This is a genomic window from Maribacter sp. LLG6340-A2 (assembly GCF_045057105.1).
GTDB lineage: Bacteria > Bacteroidota > Bacteroidia > Flavobacteriales > Flavobacteriaceae > Maribacter.
On sequence record NZ_CP159332.1, the window covers coordinates 206,589 to 230,123 of the forward strand.

Consider the following 23,535-nt stretch of genomic DNA (forward strand, 5'->3'; position numbering starts at 1 on the left):
TAAGTTATCAAAAGTTTTAATCTGTACATAAGTACAATATATACTATTTATAAGGGTAGTAATTGTAGATACAAATTTATAACGAAGTCTTAATTTTTTGTAAATTTATGAACCCCATTACCATTTCTCCCGTACATACTTAAGAGAACCACTAAGAATTACTATATGAGAACATTACAATGTGCCATAGTAGAAGACTCCCATGTACATAGGGTTTTACTGGAAAGATTAGTTGATAAAAATGTACAGTTGAAATTGGTTAAATCATTTGCCAATAGTACAGAGGCGCTTAAAGAAATTAATGACTCTAAGGTAGATTTAATTTTTTTGGATATTGAAATGCCCATCATGAACGGATTTCAATTTTTATCACAATTACAAATACTGGCACAAGTAATCATTATTAGCCAGAACCCCAAATATGCCTTAGAGGCTTTTGAATTTAATGTGACGGATTTCCTCTTAAAGCCCTATACCAAGGATAGGTTTGATATGGCCATTTCAAAAGCGATGGAAAAACATAAAAAATCATTGCTCTCCAAGACAGATAGTAAATTAGTGGTAAAACATAATTTAAAACAGGTAGAACTCAATAAGGACTCCATTCATTGGGTGGAAGCGCTTGGTGATTACGTTAAAGTAATTACACCAGAAAAAAACTATATTGTATTGTCTACCATGAGTGCTTTTCACGAACGTTTAAAGGATGATAAATTTGTACGCATTCACAAATCCTATATCATAAACTTAAACATGGTTGAACGCTATAACCACGAGTTTATAGAGATAAAGGATAAAAAAATACCTATAAGCCGGACTAAAAATCTTGAACTGGACCGTCTCTTAAACTGCGTGGACTAATTAAGACACCTTATTTAAGCATACTAGGGGTTGCTACCGTTCTAAAACCAGTATGTTCCAAAGCAGAATCCATACTTGACCCCATGCGTGCAGATACCCTATAACTAGCGCAATAGGAAGCACTACATAAAAAGGAGCCTCCTTTAATCACTTTTTCTTGAGCCAGCGGATTGTTTGGGGTATATGGATTTGTTGCCCCTGTAGGATTGATCAATGTTTTGTTGGCCGACTTGGTATCTTTATAATAGGTAGCATTGTACCAATCACTTGTCCATTCCCACACATTTCCTGCCATGTCATATAGACCATATGCATTTGGTGGATAGGATTTTACGGGGGCCCGTAATTCATAACCGTCTGCCTTGGTGTTTTTTACGGGAAATTCGCCTTCCCAAGAATTAGCATTATCACTTAATATCTCAATATTATTTCCCCAAGTATAAATGGAATTAAATGTACCTGCCCTTGAGGCCAACTCCCATTCTGCTTCGGTAGGTAATCGCCTATTTGCCCATTCACAATATGCCAAGGCATCTTCATAAGCTACCTGAACAACAGGGTAGTTTTCTTTTCCTTTTATAGAACTCTTTGGCCCGTTAGGATGCTTCCAATTAGCACCTATCGTCCAATTCCACCATTGGGAAAAATCATAGAGATTAGCTACGGTAGATTTTGTTTTCTTAAAGGTTAACGAACCTGGTTGCAAAATAGAATCATGTGGTTTTTCCGTTCCCGCAGGCACTTGTTTTTTCAACTCCTCCCAGTCAATTCCTCTTTCTGCAACGGTAACATAACCGGTAGCTTCTACAAATTCTGAAAATTGGGCATTGGTAACTTCCGTGGCATCCATAAAAAAGCCATCTACCATAACATCAATTGCCGGCTTTTCATGATTCATTGCCATGGAGTCATTTTTAACCGCTCCTTGCTTAAAGGCCGACCCAGGAACCCAAACCATACCTTTTGGTGTGGCAATACCCTCTGGTTTTTCTTTTAAAATGGTATGCACAACTTTTTGCTCTGCTACTTCATTTTTCTCTGTAACTTTATTCTGAACATTGGTCTTGTTATTTTCAGATTTACAATTAACCATTATAATGACCAGAAGCCCCAATCCTAACCTATGTGCGTTTTTAATCATGTATTAAATAGCCTTGTTTTAAGTATTTTCAGATTATACAATTATCGGATTGGACTGATCATATAAGAAAAAGAAAGGTTCTTTGGTTTTATCTGATATTCTTCATGGGGTAATAGACCCCAACTATTATCGCCACCAACACCCATTTGACTATGGTCTATATTGATATTGATTAAATTCCTTACCGGAATATCATACGTGTGCTGCTGTCTTTTTTCATCACCCTCATCAAAATCTGAATTTAATTGATGATGCGCACTAAAACCAAATTGTTGTGGTGCACTTATAGCTATGCCTTTACCTTCATCATTGGCAAAAGTTAAGGTTCTGATATCTGTTCTATATCCATTTTCCTGTGGGCGGATGTATTCATAATACAAATCTGAAACCTTAGCTTCATATACTCCTACCAATGCAGAGGTGTTACGATCTTGATAATTTTCATGCTTACCACGACCATACCAGGTTACGTTGTCATAACTTTTATCAATTATCAAATTATTTCCAAATCTTGGTAGAATAGGCAAATTATTATCAATACCATTTAATTGGGTGCTTACCAATATTTCTCCTTTTTCATTGATTTTATAAGTTACATTAGCCTGCCCATCTACGGACGGTAGTTCATAATTTGCTGAAATTTTAAAGTCTTTGCGAATCTTAAAAGGATTTTTGGTCAGTTTTACGGCGTCAATTATTTTTTTACCTTCATTGGAATTCACCTCTAAACTGACTAAACTTTGAGTTTCCGTAGCTTCTTTCCAAACTTTTAATCGCTTGGGCATATTATACCCATAATCATTATCCGTAGGGGCTCTCCAGAAATTTACACTAGGTCCTTTTTGCAAAAGATTACCTTGACCATAATCTAAGTGCACTAAATATCCGTTGGCGCTATTAAAACCAATTTCAAAACCATTTCCTTTAACCGTAATAACATCGTTAGCTTTGGTAACTTCCAGTCCGTCTATATCCTCTTCAAAAACCGGTGCTGTATATTCCGTAAGTTGAAATTGCTCATACGCCAATAAAAAGTGTTCCGGAATCAACGCATCTGCCTTTTTAGTGGTCATATATATATTTAAAAAATATTCTGCATCTTCATTCTTAAGTCCTGGCAATGCTATTTGTATTTCTTTAGTTGCATAAGGAGCTACATCCACATCCGCAATTTTTCCACTAGCAACCTGTACACCATTCTCTAACAATCTCCAAGAAAAATTATATGCGGACAAGTTGGTGAAATCATAATGATTCTTCAATGAAATTAAACCAGATCTAGGATTTTCAGAATTGAACTTTACATATTGATATACCTTTTTTACCTCATACAAGGAAGGATGTGCAGACCGATCCGGATCTACCAAGCCATTTAAACAAAAGTTATTATCGTTCTGTATTTCCGCGCCCCCTAAATCGCCCCCAAAGGCATAGAATTCTTCTCCGTTATCATTAACAGCTTTCAATCCTTGGTCTACCCAATCCCAAATAAATCCACCTTGGAGAACATCATATTTCTCTATTACATCCCAATAATCTTGAAGATTACCTACACTGTTACCCATGGCATGTGCATATTCACATTGAATAAAAGGTCTTTTAGGATTATTCTCCGCATATTCTATTGTGGTTTCAATAGTAGCGTACATGGGCGCTTGAATATCTGAATTTGCATAATGTGTTGCCCCTTCATATTGCACCGGTCTTGTACTATCCTGTGACTTCAACCAGGCGTACGTAGCTTCAAGGTTTTGACCGTTACCGGCTTCATTGCCTAATGACCAAGTTACGATAGAGGTATAATTCTTATCTCTCTCATACATTCGTATGGTTCTATCCAAATGCATTGCCTTCCATTCTGGACGGTAACTTGGGTGAATTTTCTTGGCCTCTTCATTGTTATCCAGACCTTGGTTGGTAGTCCCCATACCATGAATTTCAATATTGGCTTCATCAACCACATAAAAACCATATTTATCTGCCATTCTATAGAAGAATTCATTTTTGGGGTAATGACTACAACGTATTGCATTGATATTACTACGCTTCATCACCTCCATATCCTTTAATGTTACCTCTCTACTAATTACATGTCCGGTAACCTCATCATGATCGTGAAGGTTAACTCCTTTAATCAATACCGGCTGACCGTTTACCAAGAACTGGTTGTTCTTAATCTCTATTTTTCTAAATCCTATTTTAGAACTAATGGCCTCAATAACCTTTCCTTTTTTATCTTTTAGGGTAAACAATAAGGTATAGAGATTGGGTTGTTCAGCATTCCAAGTCTTTATATTTGGCAATTCCTTTTCAAATTGGATTTCGGTACGTCCTTTTGGTAAATCTATTTTTTGACTAGTAGCATACACCTCATTTCCACCATCTAATAGGGCTATATCTACCTCATATCCTTTGGCATTTTTACCGGTGTTACTATACTCTAGGTTCAAACTTAATTGTCCGTTAGTATAGGTATCATCTAGATCTGCAATTGCCCTATAGTCATTTAAAGTTGTTGCTTGTGTAGTATAGAGATACACATCCCTATCAATACCACTTAAACGCCAAAAATCCTGGTCTTCCATATAACTGGCATCCGACCATCGCAAAACCTGTACGGCCAAGTTATTGTCCCCTTCCTTTAAGTATTTAGTTATATCAAATTCCGCAGGGGTTTTACTGCCTTCGCTATACCCTACCCTTGTACCGTTCAAGTAGACGTACATTGCACCACTAACCCCTCCAAAATGTAGAATTACCGGTTGACCTTCCCAATCCTCTGAAATTTGAAAAGTTCTTTTATAACTACCAACGGGATTTTGGTCATGAGGAATAAACGGTGGGTTTTTAGGAAAAACATATTCTATATTGGTATAGATGGGGATACCATGACCTTGCAGCTCCCAATTAGAAGGCACATTAATCTTATCCCAATTAGAGGTATCAAAATCATTATTAAAAAATGTGGTAGGTCTTTCAGGAACACTGGCCACATACTTAAAATCCCATTCGCTGTTCAATGATTGGTAAAAGGGGGAATTCTCCCAGCTCTCATTGGCCAAGGCATTTTCTATATCTGCATACCTATAAAAAGAAGCAGTGGGCTCTAAGCGGTTTATTTGAAAAATCTCCGGATTTTCCCACTCCGGATTTTCCCATTTTGGGGCCTGAGCTTGAACTAAAACTGAAATTAAAAGAAATAAGGAGAAGTAAATTTTTAAGCTGTTTTTCATTTTTTAAGTGTTCTACTGTATGCTTCCGTACAACGGAAAATTGGATTTAATACTATTATTTTCTCATTTTGACCCTAGCCAATTACCAACATTCATATTTTAATGCTTAAAAATATAAATTTTCGGCAATTTTGAACCCCTGCAAAATACAACTAAACTTGGTAAACGAGAAGGAAAAACAAACGAAGGATATTTTTTGTTGTTAAAAGATTTGTGACAATAATTTATGGTCGTTTTTTAATGATATACGAGATTGAATATATGAAAAGTAGGACATTTGGAAGTAAATGTAGAGTGTCCGTCTACGCACTTAACAAAAGCTTTTACGTATAGTATTTTATGAACTAGTTGATATAGATATTGATGTAGGCATTTTTATTCCGTCCAAGTTGCAATAACTTCTCCAGTTTTATTTGGAACGTTATAAAACCTTAATAACTGCTCATTTACTTCACTGATTGGAAATGTACCGCCTTTATTTTGTGAACTTTTCACACGAAAAAAGTCCTCCTGAATTTAAAGATAAAAGTTCAGATTTCATACTTTCCCGTACTTGTGAATTAACCCGGATGTAACTTCTTCAGCATTTTGTACTTTTCCATTAATAGGAATTATGTTTTTCTCCGTAATGAACAAAATAAGTGCAAAATAGAGAACACCTCCTATACAAGCCACACCCACTCCTAACCTATCATACGCAAAAATTCTTTTACTCTAATTGCTCTATATAAACATTATTTTAAAAGCTTACTTACAACAATTAAGCCTAAACACAAGTACTTATATGCCACCTAAATACATCCTAAGATAAAACAAAAAAACCATCACTTTTCAGTGATGGTTTTCTTTATCAACAGACTAAATCTTACGACTTAATTTCCTTTTTTATAATCGGCCAAGAACTTCTCTAAACCACTATCAGTTAATGGGTGCTTTAAAAGTCCTGTAATAGCACCTAATCCACCGGTCATAACATCTGCACCTATCTTAGCACAATCTATAACGTGCATGACGTGACGTACAGATGCTGCCAAAATTTGAGTTTCAAATCCGTAGTTATCATAAATTAAACGAATGTCAGCAATTAAGCCTAAACCATCCGTTGAAATATCATCTAAACGGCCAATAAATGGAGATACATATGTTGCTCCCGCTTTAGCCGCCAATAACGCTTGACCAGAAGAGAATACCAACGTACAGTTGGTTCTATATCCTTTATCAGAAAAATACTTGATTGCCTTAACGCCTTCTTTGATCATTGGCACTTTAATTACGATCTGTGGGCTGATCTTAACCAACTTTTCTCCTTCTTCGATCATCCCATCAAAATCGGTAGAAATTACCTCGGCACTAACATCACCGTCAACTACATCACATATCTTCTTGTAATGTGCCAGAATATTTTCCGCACCGGTAATGCCTTCTTTGGCCATTAAAGACGGGTTTGTTGTAACACCATCTAAAATACCCATATCCTGGGCTTCCTTGATTTCGTCTAAATTTGCTGTATCTATAAAAAATTTCATCCTTATCTTATTTAATGTTGTTATTTATTTTAAAAAATCAACTACTTGTTGATATACCTGTTCTCCTGTAAAACCAAATTTTTCATCAAGAACCGTTGCCGGTGCAGAATAACCAAAATGCTCTAGACCGAACACTTTTCCGTTTGGTCCTGCCAAACCTTCCAAGTTTACAGGTAAACCTGCCGTAAGTCCGAATACCGGTTTGTTAGGCAAAATTATCTTTTCTTGGTATGATTTTGACTGCTGTCTAAAAATACTTTCTGAAGGTATAGAGGCTATATTCACTTTTAACCCTTCTTTCTCTTCCAATAATTTTGTTGCCGCTACCAAGGTAGAAACTTCAGAACCGTTTGCAATAAGTACAACATCTGGATCAGCTACTTCCTGTACCAAATATCCACCTTTTTCCGCTCCCAATGCCGCTTCATAACGGGTACCTTCCTGAGCGGGAACATCACCAATTCCTTGTCTGGAAAGAATAAGTCCCGTTGGGGTCTTTTGGTTTTCCATTGCCATTTTCCAAGCTACGTTGGTTTCTTGTGAATCTGCAGGACGTAGGGCCACAAAGCTTTGCTCATGGCTGTGATTCTTCAGTTTTTCCAATAAACGAATCTGAGCCTCTTGTTCTATTGGCTGGTGGGTTGGTCCGTCCTCACCTACCCTAAAGGCATCATGGGTCCAAACAAACTTCACCGGTAGCTCCTGTATGGCACTTAAACGAATGGCCGGCTTCATATAATCAGAGAATACAAAGAATGTAGCTACAACAGGTATTACTCCACCGTGTAAGGCTATACCATTGGCAATCGTGGCCATGGTCAGCTCCGCCACACCAGCTTGTAAAAATGCGCCGGAGAAATCTCCTTTTTGCAATACACTTGTTTTCTTAAGGAAACCATCGGTCTTATCACTATTGGATAAATCTGCAGAGGAAACGATCATGTTCTCTACATTTTCTGCCAAATAAGCCAACACATTAGATGATGCCGCCCTTGTTGCCTGACCTTCTTTTTGTTGAACGGAAGAGAAATCCAATTCTGGCATTTTGCCTTCCAAGAAACCATCTAGTTTAGCCGATAGCTCCGTATTTTGTGCACGCCATGCATCTATTTCTTTCTTTTTTTCATGGGCGTCACTTTTCTTTCTATTGATTACATCTTCATAATATTCCTGCACTTTCGCAAAAACATCAAAAGGGTTATCTACATCCGCTCCCAAATTCACCAAGGTCTTCTCATAGTCCGCCCCTGTATCTCCAATAGGCTTACCGTGTAGTTCCGTATAACCTTCATAAGATGTACCATCTGCTGTTACACAACCTTTACCCATAATGGTCTCACCAATAATCAAGGTAGGTTTTTCTGTTTCGGCATTGGCATCTTTTAACGCTTGTCTAATTTGCTCATGATCATGACCATCTATGGTCACAACTTTCCAACCCCATGCTTCATACTTCATTGCGGTATTCTCTGAAGTAACCTCATCGGTCTTAGAGGACAGCTGTACATCATTAGAATCATAGAACATAATAAAGTTGCTCAATCCTAAATGACCTGCTATTCTTCCTGCTCCCTGTGATATTTCTTCCTGTACACCTCCATCGGATATAAATCCATAAACCTTATGGTTCATCCAATCCCCAAAACGGGCTTTAAGGAAATTAGCCGCAATTGCCGCACCCACACCCATGGTGTGACCTTGACCTAATGGTCCTGATGTGTTTTCAATACCTCTTGCCACATCTACCTCTGGGTGACCTGGTGTTACAGAGCCCCATTGTCTAAAATTGGCTACATCATCTTTTGAGTAATTACCCAATAAATAATACTGGGCATACATTAACGTGGAAAGGTGACCTGCATCCATGAAAAAACGGTCACGAAATGGCCAATGCATATCAGATGGGTCATAGTTGAAAAACTCAGAATATAATATGTGCATATAATCTGCACCGCCCATTGGTCCGCCAGGATGGCCGGAGTTTGCCTTTTCAACCATGGCAACCGCCAATGCCCTAATATTATCCGCCGCTAATTGATCTATTTCCTTATTCATTTATTAATCAGATTATTTTTTAAGGTTCGTGTTTTTTAGATTTTGTAAAATCTACCCAAAGATACTTTATCTAAAGCGCTAATTAAAATATTTAAAGCAACATAATTCTATAGCGTTCAAGTCATAAGCCTTATTCTACCGATGGGATGGATTACCAAGCCTTTCGAAAGGGTTTTCGAAAATATTTTCAGAGACAAAATAGTAACCATATCCCTTCTTATTCGTTAATTACAAGACAATTACATGACATTATAACTACGTATTCTTCAAAATAAAAACAGGCTCTCAAATTTGTATAGTTTTTACTGGACCAATTTTTGACCCCAGCCCACATTATTCTATAACATTTTTTATAATTTCTGTGTGGCACCATGCATATATCCCAAGCTTTTTTTTCTAATAACGGCCATAGGTAATTGTGCCTCATTTATATTTTAAGAAAGTGGTGATTCGCCTACCTTTTTCTACTTACCGCTTTTTCCCCTTGCCCCAAAATGACCACATTGGTGGTATTTAAAAACAACCCTGTTTCCACAATGCCGGGTATGGACTTTAAACGCTCCTCCAAGACTTGTAATGCGTCTTCACAATTCCAAATATCAATATCTACGATATCGTTGTTTTCATCTGTTTTGTATGCTTGGTCCCCACGTAAACGCTGTACAGGAGACAATTTCATGGTTTTTAGTTCTTCAATAATCAATTGGGTAGCAAACGGTATGGTTTCTATAGGTAATTTAAATTTCCCTAAGCGGGATACACTTTTAGAAGAATCTGCAATAATGATATTTAAATCGGTATTATGTGCTACAATTTTTTCCCTTAAAAGGGCTCCGCCACCTCCTTTGATCAATTGGAAATCTTCATTGACCTCATCCGCTCCATCAATAGTGATGTCCAGTCTTTTTGCTTCGGCAAGGGTAATAATTTCTATTCCCAATTTTTTGGCCAATTTTTCTGTCTCTACGGATGTTGCAACCGCTTTGATCTTAAGTCCATTTTTTACTTGCTCCCCTATAGCCTCTATCATATAAAAGGCAGTTGACCCGGTACCTAAACCTACCTTCATACCAGATTTCACATATTTTACCGCCTCCAAGGCCGCAACTTTCTTCTCGTTTACACCACTCACTTTAAACCAATTAAAAATTCATAATTACGGCGCTAAAGATATCCATAATAAACCGAAGCTCTTGATTCAAATTTTGCAAAAGCTATTAAATTAGTGATACCCATAACTTGGCATATGCAAAATTTTAATATCTGACATATATCATAGGTTTAAAATGGCATCCTTAGCATCTTTGACTCAAGTTTTAGTCTTATACTATGCAAACTACAAATTGCTTTCATTGCGGTGACCCTTGTGATAGACAACTCATAACTTTTGAAGAGAAGTCTTTTTGTTGCTCTGGTTGCAAGACCGTTTACGAAATATTTTCTACCAACGACCTATCTCATTACTATGATTTACAGGAAGCTGCCGGCACTACCCCAAACGCCATTGAAGGAAAGTATGATTTTCTTGATAATGAGGATATCATTTCCAAATTATTAGAATTTAATGATGGTAACGTACAGATCGTTAATCTTTACATACCCACTATTCATTGCAGTTCATGCATCTGGATATTGGAAAACTTAAATAAACTCAACAAACATGTTACAAGTTCTCAGGTAGATTTTCCAAAGAAAACCATACGCGTTACCTACCAAAAAGAGTTCAGTTTAAAGAACCTAGTACTGCTCTTAGCTAAAATTGGGTATGAACCGTATATTTCTTTGGAGGATTTTGAAGGAAAGAAAAAAGCGACCGACAGAAGCCTTATTTACAAACTTGGCGTTGCCGGCTTTGCCTTTGGGAATGTAATGTTTCTATCCTTTCCAGAATATTTTGATTTGGGTTCAAGTGCTGCTTCGGGTGGAGAATATTGGTTGAACAAATACCAAAACCTTTTTCGCTGGCTCATGTTCATTTTCTCATTGCCTGTTGTTTTTTATGCTGGGTGGGATTATTTTGTATCGGCATTTAAAGGGCTACGTGCCAAGCTCTTAAATATAGATGTACCCATTGCACTGGGTATTCTTGTTCTTTTTCTAAGAAGTACTTTTGATATCGCGTTTAATTTTGGTAGCGGCTTTTTTGACTCCCTCACAGGGTTGGTGTTCTTTCTGTTACTTGGTAAATTTTTTCAACAAAGAACCTATAGCTTTTTATCTTTTGAGCGTGATTACAAGTCATACTTTCCTATTGCGATTACCCGATTAAAAACTGATGGAAAAGAAGAGACCGTGCCGGTTCAACATATAGAAAAGGGAGATAGAATATTGATTAGAAATGAAGAAATGATTCCCGTAGACGGCACTTTGGTCTATGGAAACGCACAAATTGATTACAGTTTTGTATCGGGTGAATCAGAGCCTGTCACCAAAGAAATTGGAGAGCAGGTATTTGCAGGTGGCAAACAACTTAACGGTGTTATTGAAATGAAAGCCTCTAAATCTGTCTCACAAAGTTATCTTACGCAATTATGGGGCAACGCCGTATTCAAAACCGATAAGAGCACCACATTTCAAAACCTTACCGATAGTATAGGTAAGCGTTTTACCATAGCAGTACTTTCCATTGCTTTTATTTCTACCGCTTTTTGGTTATATGTTGACCCGTCAAAGGCATTGAACGTATTCACGGCCGTATTGATTATTGCCTGCCCTTGCGCCATTGCCTTGGCATCTCCTTTTACCCTAGGAAATATGTTACGCATATTTGGCAAGAAAAAATTCTACATTAAAAATACGCAGACCATTGAGCAACTAGCCAAAATAGATACTGCCATTTTTGATAAGACCGGTACCATAACCACTAGCCAAAAAAGTACCGCTTATTATGAGGGAATGCCATTGACCCCTGAAGAAGAATCTATTTTAAAAAACACCATTAGGGCATCTAACCACCCTTTAAGCAGATCTTTATATGATCTGCTCAAAGAGCAGAATATCATCACCTTAGATGAATATGAAGAACATATAGGTAAGGGGTTGGAAAGTAGTAAGGGAGCTATTAAAATGAAAATTGGCTCAGCAAATTTTGTGGGCAAAGCCTTATCTGAAAATGTATTGGACACCTCAATGCACATAAGTGCCAACAATACATATAAAGGCAGGTATATTTTTCAAAATCAGTATAGGGAAGGACTCTCCACTACTTTTAAAAATATGTCGCAGACCATGAGCTTGGCAATTTTATCGGGAGACAACGAGGGCGAAAAATCACGGTTAGAAGCTATATTGCCTAAACTCACCCCGTTGTTCTTTAACCAAAAACCAGAACATAAATTAGCCTTTATTAAAACCTTACAGGAACAGGGCAAAAAAGTGCTAATGGTGGGTGACGGACTTAATGATGCCGGTGCTTTGGCTCAAAGTAATGTAGGTATTGCCATATCCGAAAATATAAATGTCTTCTCCCCTGCATGTGATGCTATTTTAGATGCATCAAAATTTCAACAGCTTTATAGTTACATACTTGCATCTAAAAAGGCCATGGGTGTTATTAAAATGAGCTTTATCCTTTCCTTGCTTTACAATTGCGTGGGTTTATACTTTGCTGTAACAGGACAGCTAGAACCAGTCATTGCCGCTATTCTTATGCCCTTAAGTTCTATAAGCATAGTGATATTTACCACAATTATGACCAACCTTATAGGAAGAAAACTTTCCTAATAGTTAGCTATTTATTATTGGCATCCTGTTTCTGTCCCAATAAATAGTATGTAGCAATTCTTTCAATTACAACTAATAGACAATAAAATTCAACACAACTTATTGACCGTCAACAATATAAATAATTAATTTCTTCATTAAAATAACTCAAAAGCATCAATAGTTATGAAAAACTTTAAAGTATGACAATTGTCATTTTATAAGGGTTTTTCCACTCCTAATTTTACATCATAATTCAGGTAGGTATGAGTGTAATTTATGTTTTATTGACGATCAGCCTAGTCGTGGCAATCATCTTTTTTATCGCTTTTATAATATCGGTGAAGCAAGGTCAATATGATGACTCGTACACCCCTTCAGTCCGTATGCTTTTTGAAGATGAATTGGTAAAGACAAAAATTAAAAGAGTAAAGAGTAAAGAGTAAAGAGTAAAATAATTCAACATGCAGGACAATTGCGAATTAATAGGAGTCTATTCTCTAAATTCTTTTCTCTCTGTTCTCCATTTAGAAAATTAAAATCCAACTAAATAAACAAGTATAATTATGGAAGTACAGCAGTTTTATTACGATAACAAAATCGTGAAAAATTTCCTTTATGCAACCATGTTCTGGGGTATAGTGGGTATGTCCGTGGGCTTATTGTTAGCCTTTATGTTCATGTTCCCAAACTTGACCGACGGTATATCATGGTTAAGCTTTGGTCGTTTACGCCCCTTGCATACCAATGCGGTAATTTTTGCATTTGTAGGTAATGCTATCTATGCCGGTGTCTACTACTCTACGCAACGTTTGTTGAAAGCGCGTATGTATAGCGATTTTCTGAGTAAGTTCAACTTTTGGGGCTGGCAGTTGATTATCGTTGCCGCTGCAATTACCTTACCGTTAGGGTACACCAGTTCTAAGGAATACGCTGAACTTGAATGGCCTATAGATATCGCCATTGCTTTAGTTTGGGTCGCTTTTGGCGTTAACCTAATCGGTACCATGATCAAAAGAAGACAGCGCCACCTTTACGTAGCCATCTGGTTCTATTTGGCAACATTTGTAACCGTTGCGGTACTTCATATTTTCAATAGTTTGGAATTACCGGTTACCGCCCTAAAAAGTTATTCTGTGTATGCAGGTGTACAAGATGCCCTGGTGCAATGGTGGTACGGCCATAATGCGGTAGCGTTTTTCTTGACCACTCCTTTCTTGGGGCTTATGTATTATTTTGTACCCAAGGCGGCCAACAGACCAGTTTACTCCTATAGACTGTCTATTGTCCACTTCTGGTCACTGATCTTCATCTATATCTGGGCTGGTCCGCACCACCTTTTATACTCTGCTTTGCCAGATTGGGCACAGAACTTAGGGGTTGCATTTTCTGTCATGTTATTGGCTCCGTCATGGGGTGGTATGATCAACGGACTTTTAACCCTACGCGGTGCTTGGGACAAAGTACGTACAGACCCTGTTTTAAAGTTTATGGTCGTCGCTATTACCGGTTATGGTATGGCAACTTTTGAAGGTCCAATGCTTTCTCTTAAAAACGTAAATGCCATTGCCCACTTCAGTGATTGGATCATTGCTCACGTTCATGTAGGCGCCTTAGCATGGAACGGATTCTTAACCTTTGGTATGATCTATTGGTTGGTTCCTAAAATGACCAAGAAAAAACTATTTTCCACTCCATTGGCTAATTTCCATTTCTGGATTGGAACCTTAGGTATCATTCTTTATGCCTTACCAATGTACGTTGCCGGATTTACCCAGGCTTTAATGTGGAAAGATTTTAATCCTGATGGAACCTTGGTATACGGTAACTTCTTAGAAACCGTAAACGAGATTATGCCTATGTACTGGATGCGCGCCATTGGTGGCAGTCTATACATTGTTGGTGCTATTGTAATGGTATACAACGTTGTACGCACTATAAAAGCTGGTAGCGTTATAGAAGACGAGTTGGCAGAGGCTGCAGCACTTACTCGCGTTTCAAAGAAAAGAACTGCTGGGGAAACCTTTCATACTTGGTTAGAGCGTAAGCCTATTCAATTGACCATATTGGCTACCATCGCTATCCTTATCGGTGGTATCATACAGATTGTGCCGACCATTTTGGTGAAATCCAACATACCTACAATTACTAGTGTTAAACCTTATACTCCTTTAGAATTAGAGGGTCGTGATCTTTACATTCGTGAGGGTTGTGTAAGCTGTCACTCACAAATGGTTCGTCCGTTTAGAAGTGAGGTGGAGCGCTATGGAGAATATGCCAAAGCTGGTGAATTTGTTTATGACCACCCGTTCCTTTGGGGTAGTAAACGTACCGGTCCAGATTTATTGAGGGTTGGTGGTAAATATTCCGATAACTGGCACTTGAACCATATGTACGATCCACAGAGTACCTCTTCAGGATCCATAATGCCCGCCTATGCCTGGTTAATAAGAGATGAGCATGACAGAAGCGATATTCAGGCTAAAATGGAAGCAATGGTTACCCTTGGCGTACCGTATACGGATGAGGATATTGCAAATGCCGAAGCCTCAATGGATGCACAAGCCGAACAGATCGAAAAGAATCTTTACAGTGATCCCGATTTTGCAAAGACCTATGAAGCCGACAAACAATATGCTGCTGAAAATGGAGAGGAATTTATAGAAATGAGAGATCGTGAAATTATTTCCTTAATTGCCTACCTACAACGTTTAGGTACGGACATTAAGGTGAAGGAAACCGGTGAATTATTATCTGACAACTAAAACTAAAAAACATGTTCAAATTTGTAAAAGGTTACATGGAAACGATAGATGGCGTAGCAACCTACCCCATGATATCATTACTAATATTCTTTGTGTTTTTCACATTGCTATTCTGGTGGGTCATTACCGCATCAAAATCGTACATCAAAGAAGTTAGTGAATTGCCTTTAGAAGAAGATAACCAACTAAATAACGAATTATGAAAAACAATACAGCCTGGTGGTTTAGAATAACCGTGGCCTTTTTCTTGGTCATCGTACTTATGGAAGTTTATATTGATAGTGGTGATAAACCGGCTTTCATTACATATCCTTTATTAATGTTCGGTTTTATGGCTCTTATCCTATTGCTACTGATCGCAATTGCATTTATTGTGCAAGCCATTGAAAATGTACTCTACAACACCTTGGATGATGAGGCCAAAGTAAGATACATGGCAGAGAAGGAAAAAAAGTGGGAATGGACATGGGGTAAAAAAATGTACTCCAAAATGTTGGGCAGTAAGCCTATAGAATCTGAAGAAGAGATTATACTTGACCATAACTACGACGGTATTCGTGAGCTAGACAACAATCTACCGCCTTGGTGGGTATATCTTTTCTATGCCTCAATCGTTTTTGGTGTTATATACTTGGCACGTTTTCATGTATTTAATGATTATGACCAAGACCTTGAATACGAGCAAGAGGTTGCTGCTGCACAATTAGAAATTGAAGCTTATAAAAAAACAGCTAAAGGCTTGGTAGATGCTAATACAGTAGAGCTATTAACCGATGCGGCCGACCTAAGTGCCGGTAAAGGTATTTTCGAAGGCAACTGTGTAGCTTGCCATATGGCCGATGGTGGTGGCGGTATTGGTCCAAACCTTACCGATCAAAACTGGATTCTTGGTGGAGGCATAAAAAATGTCTTTAACACCATTTCTGAAGGTGGTCGTGACGGTAAAGGTATGATCGCCTGGAAACAAAACTTAAAACCAGCGGAAATCGCTCAGGTAGCTAGTTATGTTTTAAGTTTTCAAGGTACAACTCCTGCCAATCCTAAAGCTCCAGAGGGCGATATTTGGGTAGACCCCAACGCACCTGAAGTAGAAAATCCTGTAGATACAGCGGCTCCTGAAGTTGAAATTGATTCGGCTTCGGTTACCATGAACTAAATTTATTGTTGGCCATGCCTACTAAATGATTAAAGAGAGATAAAATGTCACAAGATCAAGATCACTTCAGGGATTCTATCGGCACCATAAAGGAAGATGGAAAACGGGCTTGGGTATTTCCTAAAAAACCAAGTGGTAAACTTTACGAGTATCGTAAATATGTGAGCTACGCCCTACTTGTTTTCTTGATCGCATCTCCTTTTATAAAAATTAACGGTAATCAATTCTTAATGTTCAATGTGCTCGAAAGGCGCTTTAACATCTTTGGTTTTCCATTCTACCCGCAAGATTTTCACCTCTTTGTTATCTCTATGATCATTGGGGTGGTTTTCATAGCATTATTTACCGTTGCATTTGGTCGTATTTTCTGCGGATGGATGTGTCCGCAGACCATTTTTATGGAAATGGTTTTTCGTAGGATAGAATATTGGATAGATGGAGATCGAGGAGCTCAAATGCGATTGGACAGGCAAGAATGGAATGCCGAAAAGATTAGAAAACGGGCTTTAAAATGGTTCATCTTTTTTATCATTTCATTCATTATTGCAAACGTTTTTTTAGCCTATTTAATTGGTAGTGACCGTTTGATACAGTACATCACCGATGGTCCGTTACAGCATATTAGCACCATGGTATCGCTGCTTATATTTACTGCGGTATTCTATTTTGTTTTTGCATGGTTTAGAGAACAGGTATGTATTATTGCCTGCCCTTACGGTCGTATGCAAGGGGTTTTACTGGATAACAAATCAATAGTGGTTGCTTATGACCATAAACGTGGTGAAGCTGAAAACGGCAGAAAAAAATGGCGTAAAAATGAAGACCGTGAAGCATTGGGTCATGGAGATTGTATTGATTGTTTTCAATGTGTGAACGTTTGCCCAACAGGTATAGATATTAGAAATGGAACACAGTTAGAATGTGTTAACTGTACCGCTTGTATTGATGAGTGCAATACCATAATGGAAAAAGTAAACCTGCCAAAAGGTTTGATCCGTTACGCTAGCGAAGATGAAATTACCAAAAAGGAAAAATTTAAGTTTACACCGCGTTTAAAAGGGTATACCGCAGTGCTTATCATATTAACCGGAGTGCTTATTGGTATGATGTTTTTGAGAAACGACCTTGAAGCCAATATTCTAAGACTGCCAGGGCAACTTTACGAACACAAGGACGGGAACATCATTAGCAATGTCTATACCTATAAATTATTGAACAAAACAACGAAGACGGTTGAAGATGTCCATTTTAAATTAATATCACCCAAAGGGGAAATTAAATTGGTTAGAAATGAGAATTTTGATGTTCAACCAGAAGCGCTGGCAGAAGGTACGTTGTTCATAGAAATTAATGCCTCTGCCTTAAGTGGCGATAAAAATAACCTCAAAATTGGGGTGTACAGTAATGATAAATTAATTGAGACCACTACGGCTCGTTTTTTAGCGCCACGTAGTTATAAATAAAAAATTAAGCACCATGAAAATTAATTGGGGTACCGGTATCGTCATAGCTATTATAGGTTTTATAAGTTTCATCATGTTTTTTGTGGTCAAAATGACCACCAGTCATGACGCCAACCATGATTTGGTTACCGAAGAATACTATAAGGCCGAACTTGGTTACCAAAAAGAAATAGATGCGGAGACCAATGCAAGTACAGCGTTATCACAAATAGAATTAAAAGAATCTCCAGAGGGTTTACTCGTTATTTTCCCTGCTGGTTATGATGATACCAATATAAAAGGTATCGTATCCCTATATAGACCATCCAACAAGAATTTGGATTTTGACTTACCAATTACTTTGAATAATTCAAAATTCCTCATACCTGATGAACAATTGTTGGATGGTCGTTGGGATATTAAAATTTTCTGGGAATATGCCGGAAAAGAATTTTTATATAAAAAAAGTATAACCTTTTAACCTATGTTAATTTCTGCCCTCATATTAGGTCTTATGGGTAGTCTGCACTGCGTTGGTATGTGCGGACCCATAGCTTTTATGCTTCCGGTAGATAGAACAAATAACTATAAGAAATTTGGTCAAATCTTTATCTATCACTTTGGGCGTTTACTGGCTTATGGCATAATAGGTCTTGTATTTGGACTATTGGGTAAAGGGCTGTCCATCTTCGGTATACAACAGAAACTTTCTATCGCTATTGGTATTATCATGATTTTGATTGTTTTGATTCCGTACAACACCTTCAATAAATACAACCTTTCAAAACCTATCTATAAGATCATATCAAAAGTTAAGAACCAACTGGGCAAAGAACTAAAGAAAAAATCTCCAGATACATTCTTGACCATAGGTTTCTTAAACGGCTTTTTACCTTGCGGATTGGTTTATATGGCACTTTTTGGCTCTATTGCAATGGGCGATGCCTTGCAAGGAAGTTTGTACATGATGCTTTTTGGCGTAGGTACTTTACCACTTATGACGGCTGCCATATATTTCAGCAATCTATTAAAAGGAGGCATTCGACAAAAAGTACAAAGAGCCATTCCTGTCTTTGTTATAATTATAGGCGCCCTTTTTATACTTAGAGGGCTAGGTCTGGGAATACCTTACCTATCACCAGCTCCAGTAACGCAACTGGCATCAAGTGCAATAGAATGTCATAACTAACGGCAACCGCCAAAAATTACAATTAGCATGAAACCAATACCGAACGAAATTGCGCTTCGCCCAAGGTTTCAATTACATATTCCCAAAAACAAGAAAATTATTCTCAACAAATTTGAACAATCAAAGGTTGATCCTTTTTTAGTAAAACGCCTAGATGAACACATTTTTATAAAGTTCAATCAAAAAAACCATCACTTTTGGTCTCCACAATTACATTTAGAGCTTGAAGAAATAGATGATATCAGCTGTAAACTTTATGGCGTTTTTGGCCCTAACCCTACCCTATGGACCTTCTTTATGTTCCTACACTTTATAGTCGCTACTTTATTTATAATTATTGGCATTTGGGCCTATTCCAGTGCATCACTAAACAAAACATACCATTTACAAATTGGCTTTATGGCAATATTGGTTGTGGTATGGTTTGTCCTTTATTTTGCAGGTAGAAGTGGTAAAAAGAGAGGAAAACCGCAAATGCAGCAATTATTAGACTATATGCAGAATGTTCTTACACAATGAACTTAAAATTTAAACCTCACTTTCCTATATTTGAATCGTAATTAAAAGCCTAATAACCAAACCAATGAAACACATTTTTATTTTTTTATTACTCCTATTTTCGGTGCAACTAAAAGTTAATGGCCAGCAACAGAATATTGAACCAACAGGTACTGAGAACATTGCTTATAAATGGGGAAAAATGGCGTTGGACGCTACGGCTTCCGACACCGAAAAGTTTAAACCAAGACCCACAATAACCTCTAGATTTTTAGGATTGATATTCACCTCCATTTTTGATGCCTGGTCTAGATATGACCAAAAGGCAATACCGGTTTATCTTTCTGGTGTAGAAAGAAGACCTAATGCCGAACAAACCCTTAAAAACAAGGAAATTGCCATTAGTTATGCGGCTTTTGGTGCCATGAAAGAATATTACTTTTCCGATACGGATATGTTCAGGGATTTTATGATCGAGTTAGGGATGGACCCGGACAATAATTCCAAGGACCCCAGTACCCCAGAAGGTATTGGAAATTTAGCCGCCAAAGCTACCATAGAAGCTAGAAAGAATGACGGTAGCAACCAATATGGTGAAGTTGACGGTTCTAATGGAGTTCCTTATCATGATTACACCAATTACAGTCCTGTAAACACTGCAGATGAAAGCACCGATATTAACCGTTGGCAGCCTAAATATTTCTCCGATGGCAAAGGAGGTCAATACGCTCCAAGTTGTTTAACGCCCTACTGGCAAAAAGTAACCCCCATTACCATGACTTCTGCCGATCAGTTTAGACCTGGCCCGCCACCCATGGTAGGCTCAGAGCAATTAAAACAAGAAGTAAAAGAAGTAGTGGATCTGCAAGCCAACCTTTCTGATGAAGATAAAGCATTGGTAGAATTTATGCGAGACGGACCGCAATCTGTTCAGCAAGCGGGGCACTGGTTAAAATTTGCACAGGACGTTTCTCGCCGTGACAACCATACCTTGGATCAAGATGTGAAAATGTATTTCTTAACGGAAATCACCGCTATGGATGCTTTTATAGCTTCATGGGATTCAAAAATGTTCTATGACTATGCAAGACCTTATGCCCTGGTACATGAATATAATAAAGATAAAACGATAAAAGCTTGGGGCGGACCGGGAAAAGGCATTATAGAAATGAAAGGACAGGAATGGAGACCTTATTCACCAGATGTATTTCTATGCCCTCCTTTTCCTAGCTATACTTCGGGTCACAGTACTATAAGTGGTGGTTGTGCAGAGGTATTGCGACTTTTTACCGGAGATGATCATTTTGGGGTATCCGTAGAGTTAATACCGGGAAGTTTAACCGAATTAGATGAACAACATTATGGAAAACCGGTAACCATCAGTTTCCCTACATTTACAGAAGCCGCCAATATGGCCGGCATATCTAGGGTTATGGGCGGTTACCATATACAGGCAGATAATATAGCTGGGTTACAGTTAGGAAGAGATGTTGCCCATCAAGCATGGAAATTTTATAATGAACATTTAGGCCATTAAAAACTATTAAAATCATAGTACAAGTAAACCCAAGGCAATTGCCTTGGGTTTACTTTTGTTTATAGATGTGGTTAGTAACTATATCTTAAAGGTAATAACGGGAATTCTAGCATGATTTACTACATCTTCACCTATGCTTCCATTAAAAAAATGTGATATGCCCTTACGGCCATGTGTAGGTATGGCAATGGCATCCGCTAAAACGGTATTTCCATAATTTATAATACCCTGTTCTACACTGTAATCATTATAAACTTCTACTTGATTAGCGGCGTTTGCCTTATTCAAGAACTTATTTATTTTTTGGTAAGCATCCCTATTGCTCATAAAATCATCATTGGGAGTGTTAATATAAACCACCTCCATAGATGCTTTGAAAAGTTCTCCAAACTCCCTTGCTTTTTGAAATGCCGGTAAACTATCATCATTAAAATCACATGCAAAAACAAATCGTTCTATAGAAAAATTCGTCACCTCTCCTTTAATGACCAAAACGGGTACGGTAGCATTGCGTACAACCCGTTCAGCATTACTACCTACAAAAATTTCCTCAAACCCATTTGTTCCATTAGACCCCATAACAATTAGATCCGCACTATGAGTTTCTGCAATAGTATCCAATTCACTATACACCTTATAATGTTTAATTATTGGCGTTACGTTTAGTCCCTCTAAAAAAGGCTTGGCCAAAAACTCCTCTAAATTTTTCTCTGCTAGTTTAACCAGAAATACGGTCTGTTCCGCGTATACACCATCAGGTGACGTGAATAAAGCTTGATTAAGTTCTAACATATGAACCACCAAAAGTTCCCCGCCAAATTTTTTGGCTAAATCTGCCGCAGCCTTGAGTGCGTGATTGGACTGTTCCGAAAAATCTGTAAGTACAATAATCTTTTTCATCAATTTCTTATTTTAAGTTCATATTAATCAATCTAATTCAGTGCTTATACGGTCATTGAAAACAACTTGGTTTCTGGTGATTTTTTTTGCAGTGGTAAATCAAAGGCCATACAAACATTACGGACAAAGGGTCTTCCTTTTTCCGTTATTTTCAAATTGCCTTCCGTAATTTCAATGATACCGTCATCTGCCAGTTCGTTTAACCTTTCCAATATACTGCTCATCTGAGGTAGATACAGTTTATAAGCACTCCAAGATGTCTTAAACTGGCACATTAAATTTAGGATATGTCTTCGTATAATTTGGTCTTCTTCCGTTAAAATATGACCCCTATACAACGGTATGATATTTTGCTCGACCAAATTCTGATATTCTTCAACATTTTTGACGTTCTGTGCAAGTCCGTACCAGCTATCGCTAATGCTAGATGCACCCAAACCAACCATTAAATGTGTATTGGAACTAGTGTAACCCATGAAATTTCTATGTAAACTACCAGTTACCATAGCCTTGTACAATGAATCTGTTTCCAAAGCAAAATGGTCCATGCCAATTTCATGGTAACCAAATTTTAACAAAAGTTCCTTACCCGCCTCATACTGTTTTCTTTTTTCTTCTCCTGCCGGCAAATCCTTCTCATTATACCCACGTTGACCATTACCTGCCAACCATGGCACATGTGCATAGCTGTAAAAAGCAATACGGTCTGGCCTTAGCTCTTTGGTCTTTTCTATTGTATTGATTACGTGCTCTAATTTTTGATGTGGAAGTCCAAAAATAATATCATGGCTTATAGAGGTGTACCCAATTTCCCTAGACCATACGGTAACATTTTTTACATTAGCAAATGGTTGAATTCTGTGAATTGCTTTTTGAACGGTTTCATTGTAATCCTGAACTCCAAAACTTACTCGTTTAAATCCTACGTCATATAATGCCTGTAAGTGCTCTTTAGTGGTGTTGTTAGGATGGCCTTCAAAACTAAACTCAGCTTCATCTGCCTTGTTGGCAAATCTTAATATGCCATCAACAAGATATTTTAAATTTTCTGGTTTAAAAAAAGTTGGTGTACCTCCACCTAAATGTAACTCTTTAATTATAGGCCTTTCATTGAACATTGCACTATATAACCGCCATTCTTTTAAAACGGATTTAATATAGGGCATTTCTACATCATGCCTTTTGGTTATACGTTTGTGACATCCGCAGAACGTGCACATGTTTTCGCAAAAAGGCAGATGGATATAAAGACTTATCCCTGAAATGGAATTGCTCGCATGGAAACTTTTCTTGACCGTTTCTTCCCATTTTTTACCGGAAAAGGTATTTATATTCCAAAATGGTACGGTTGGGTAACTTGTATACCTTGGCCCAGGTACATTATATTTTTGAACTAGCGAACACATAGTATTTAGTTTTACCACAAACTTATGTACCCGTCCTAAAAAATAATATGATTTTTATCAGTTTCGTATGGTAATTCAACCGTTAATTTTAAATGCATAAAATGTAGTCCAAAAACTAAGTCAT

The 23,535-nt window shown here is 37.7% G+C and carries 18 protein-coding genes; 11 read left to right on the plus strand and 7 right to left on the minus strand.

Annotated elements, in window-relative coordinates; genetic code table 11:
• Positions 1–165: 165 nt before the first annotated feature.
• A complete protein-coding gene (locus ABVM52_RS00920) occupies positions 166–861 on the plus strand; it encodes a LytR/AlgR family response regulator transcription factor (protein ID WP_405382793.1) in 696 nt (231 codons plus the stop codon).
• A 10-nt stretch (positions 862–871) separates the two neighbouring features.
• On the opposite strand, the gene ABVM52_RS00925 is transcribed toward ABVM52_RS00920, so the two are convergent.
• The 5 genes from ABVM52_RS00925 to rpiA form a co-directional block, all read right to left on the minus strand.
• The gene (locus ABVM52_RS00925) at positions 872–2,002 is read right to left on the minus strand and encodes a formylglycine-generating enzyme family protein (RefSeq protein ID WP_405382795.1); all 1,131 of its coding nucleotides are present in this window, start codon (positions 2,000–2,002) and stop codon (positions 872–874) included.
• Positions 2,003–2,043: 41 nt separating this feature from the next.
• The gene (locus ABVM52_RS00930) at positions 2,044–5,235 is read right to left on the minus strand and encodes a glycoside hydrolase family 2 TIM barrel-domain containing protein (protein WP_405382797.1); all 3,192 of its coding nucleotides are present in this window, start codon (positions 5,233–5,235) and stop codon (positions 2,044–2,046) included.
• An 872-nt stretch (positions 5,236–6,107) separates the two neighbouring features.
• Entirely contained in the window at positions 6,108–6,761 is a 654-nt protein-coding gene (gene fsa / locus ABVM52_RS00935) for a fructose-6-phosphate aldolase (protein ID WP_405382799.1), read from the minus strand.
• Positions 6,762–6,785: 24 nt separating this feature from the next.
• A complete protein-coding gene (locus tag ABVM52_RS00940; protein WP_405382801.1) occupies positions 6,786–8,816 on the minus strand; it encodes a transketolase family protein in 2,031 nt (676 codons plus the stop codon).
• Positions 8,817–9,270: 454 nt separating this feature from the next.
• The gene (gene rpiA, locus ABVM52_RS00945; RefSeq protein ID WP_405382803.1) at positions 9,271–9,948 is read right to left on the minus strand and encodes a ribose-5-phosphate isomerase RpiA; all 678 of its coding nucleotides are present in this window, start codon (positions 9,946–9,948) and stop codon (positions 9,271–9,273) included.
• 197 nt (positions 9,949–10,145) lie between these two features.
• Between rpiA and ABVM52_RS00950 the strand changes: the two genes are divergently transcribed.
• The 10 genes from ABVM52_RS00950 (at position 10,146) to ABVM52_RS00995 (ending at position 21,105) form a co-directional block, all read left to right on the plus strand.
• Complete coding sequence (locus tag ABVM52_RS00950; RefSeq protein ID WP_405382805.1) at positions 10,146–12,539, plus strand: heavy metal translocating P-type ATPase; 2,394 nt, start codon at positions 10,146–10,148, stop codon at positions 12,537–12,539.
• A gap of 245 nt (positions 12,540–12,784) precedes the next feature.
• Complete coding sequence (gene ccoS, locus ABVM52_RS00955; protein ID WP_405382807.1) at positions 12,785–12,964, plus strand: cbb3-type cytochrome oxidase assembly protein CcoS; 180 nt, start codon at positions 12,785–12,787, stop codon at positions 12,962–12,964.
• 120 nt (positions 12,965–13,084) lie between these two features.
• Positions 13,085–15,283 (plus strand): cytochrome-c oxidase, cbb3-type subunit I, encoded by a 2,199-nt coding sequence (gene ccoN / locus ABVM52_RS00960; protein WP_405382809.1) that lies wholly within the window; start codon positions 13,085–13,087, stop codon positions 15,281–15,283.
• Positions 15,284–15,294: 11 nt separating this feature from the next.
• The gene (locus ABVM52_RS00965) at positions 15,295–15,486 is read left to right on the plus strand and encodes a cytochrome c oxidase subunit IV (RefSeq protein ID WP_027067528.1); all 192 of its coding nucleotides are present in this window, start codon (positions 15,295–15,297) and stop codon (positions 15,484–15,486) included.
• The gene (locus ABVM52_RS00970) at positions 15,483–16,439 is read left to right on the plus strand and encodes a cbb3-type cytochrome c oxidase N-terminal domain-containing protein (RefSeq protein WP_405382811.1); all 957 of its coding nucleotides are present in this window, start codon (positions 15,483–15,485) and stop codon (positions 16,437–16,439) included. The genes ABVM52_RS00965 and ABVM52_RS00970 overlap by 4 nt, the downstream gene beginning before the upstream one ends.
• A 44-nt stretch (positions 16,440–16,483) precedes the next feature.
• The gene (ccoG, locus tag ABVM52_RS00975) at positions 16,484–17,902 is read left to right on the plus strand and encodes a cytochrome c oxidase accessory protein CcoG (protein ID WP_405382813.1); all 1,419 of its coding nucleotides are present in this window, start codon (positions 16,484–16,486) and stop codon (positions 17,900–17,902) included.
• Positions 17,903–17,915: 13 nt separating this feature from the next.
• Entirely contained in the window at positions 17,916–18,362 is a 447-nt protein-coding gene (locus ABVM52_RS00980) for a FixH family protein (RefSeq protein WP_405382815.1), read from the plus strand.
• A 3-nt stretch (positions 18,363–18,365) separates the two neighbouring features.
• Positions 18,366–19,070 (plus strand): sulfite exporter TauE/SafE family protein, encoded by a 705-nt coding sequence (locus ABVM52_RS00985; RefSeq protein ID WP_405382817.1) that lies wholly within the window; start codon positions 18,366–18,368, stop codon positions 19,068–19,070.
• Between the two features lie 27 nt (positions 19,071–19,097).
• The gene (locus tag ABVM52_RS00990) at positions 19,098–19,589 is read left to right on the plus strand and encodes a GTP-binding protein (RefSeq protein WP_405382819.1); all 492 of its coding nucleotides are present in this window, start codon (positions 19,098–19,100) and stop codon (positions 19,587–19,589) included.
• A gap of 64 nt (positions 19,590–19,653) precedes the next feature.
• On the plus strand, positions 19,654–21,105 hold the full coding sequence (locus tag ABVM52_RS00995) for a vanadium-dependent haloperoxidase (protein WP_405382821.1): 1,452 nt from the start codon (positions 19,654–19,656) through the stop codon (positions 21,103–21,105).
• Positions 21,106–21,183: 78 nt separating this feature from the next.
• Here ABVM52_RS00995 and ABVM52_RS01000 read toward each other — a convergent pair whose 3' ends face one another.
• Positions 21,184–22,005 (minus strand): universal stress protein, encoded by an 822-nt coding sequence (locus tag ABVM52_RS01000; protein WP_405382823.1) that lies wholly within the window; start codon positions 22,003–22,005, stop codon positions 21,184–21,186.
• A 44-nt stretch (positions 22,006–22,049) separates the two neighbouring features.
• Positions 22,050–23,411 (minus strand): oxygen-independent coproporphyrinogen III oxidase, encoded by a 1,362-nt coding sequence (gene hemN, locus ABVM52_RS01005; protein ID WP_405382825.1) that lies wholly within the window; start codon positions 23,409–23,411, stop codon positions 22,050–22,052.
• Between the last annotated feature and the right edge of the window lie 124 nt (positions 23,412–23,535).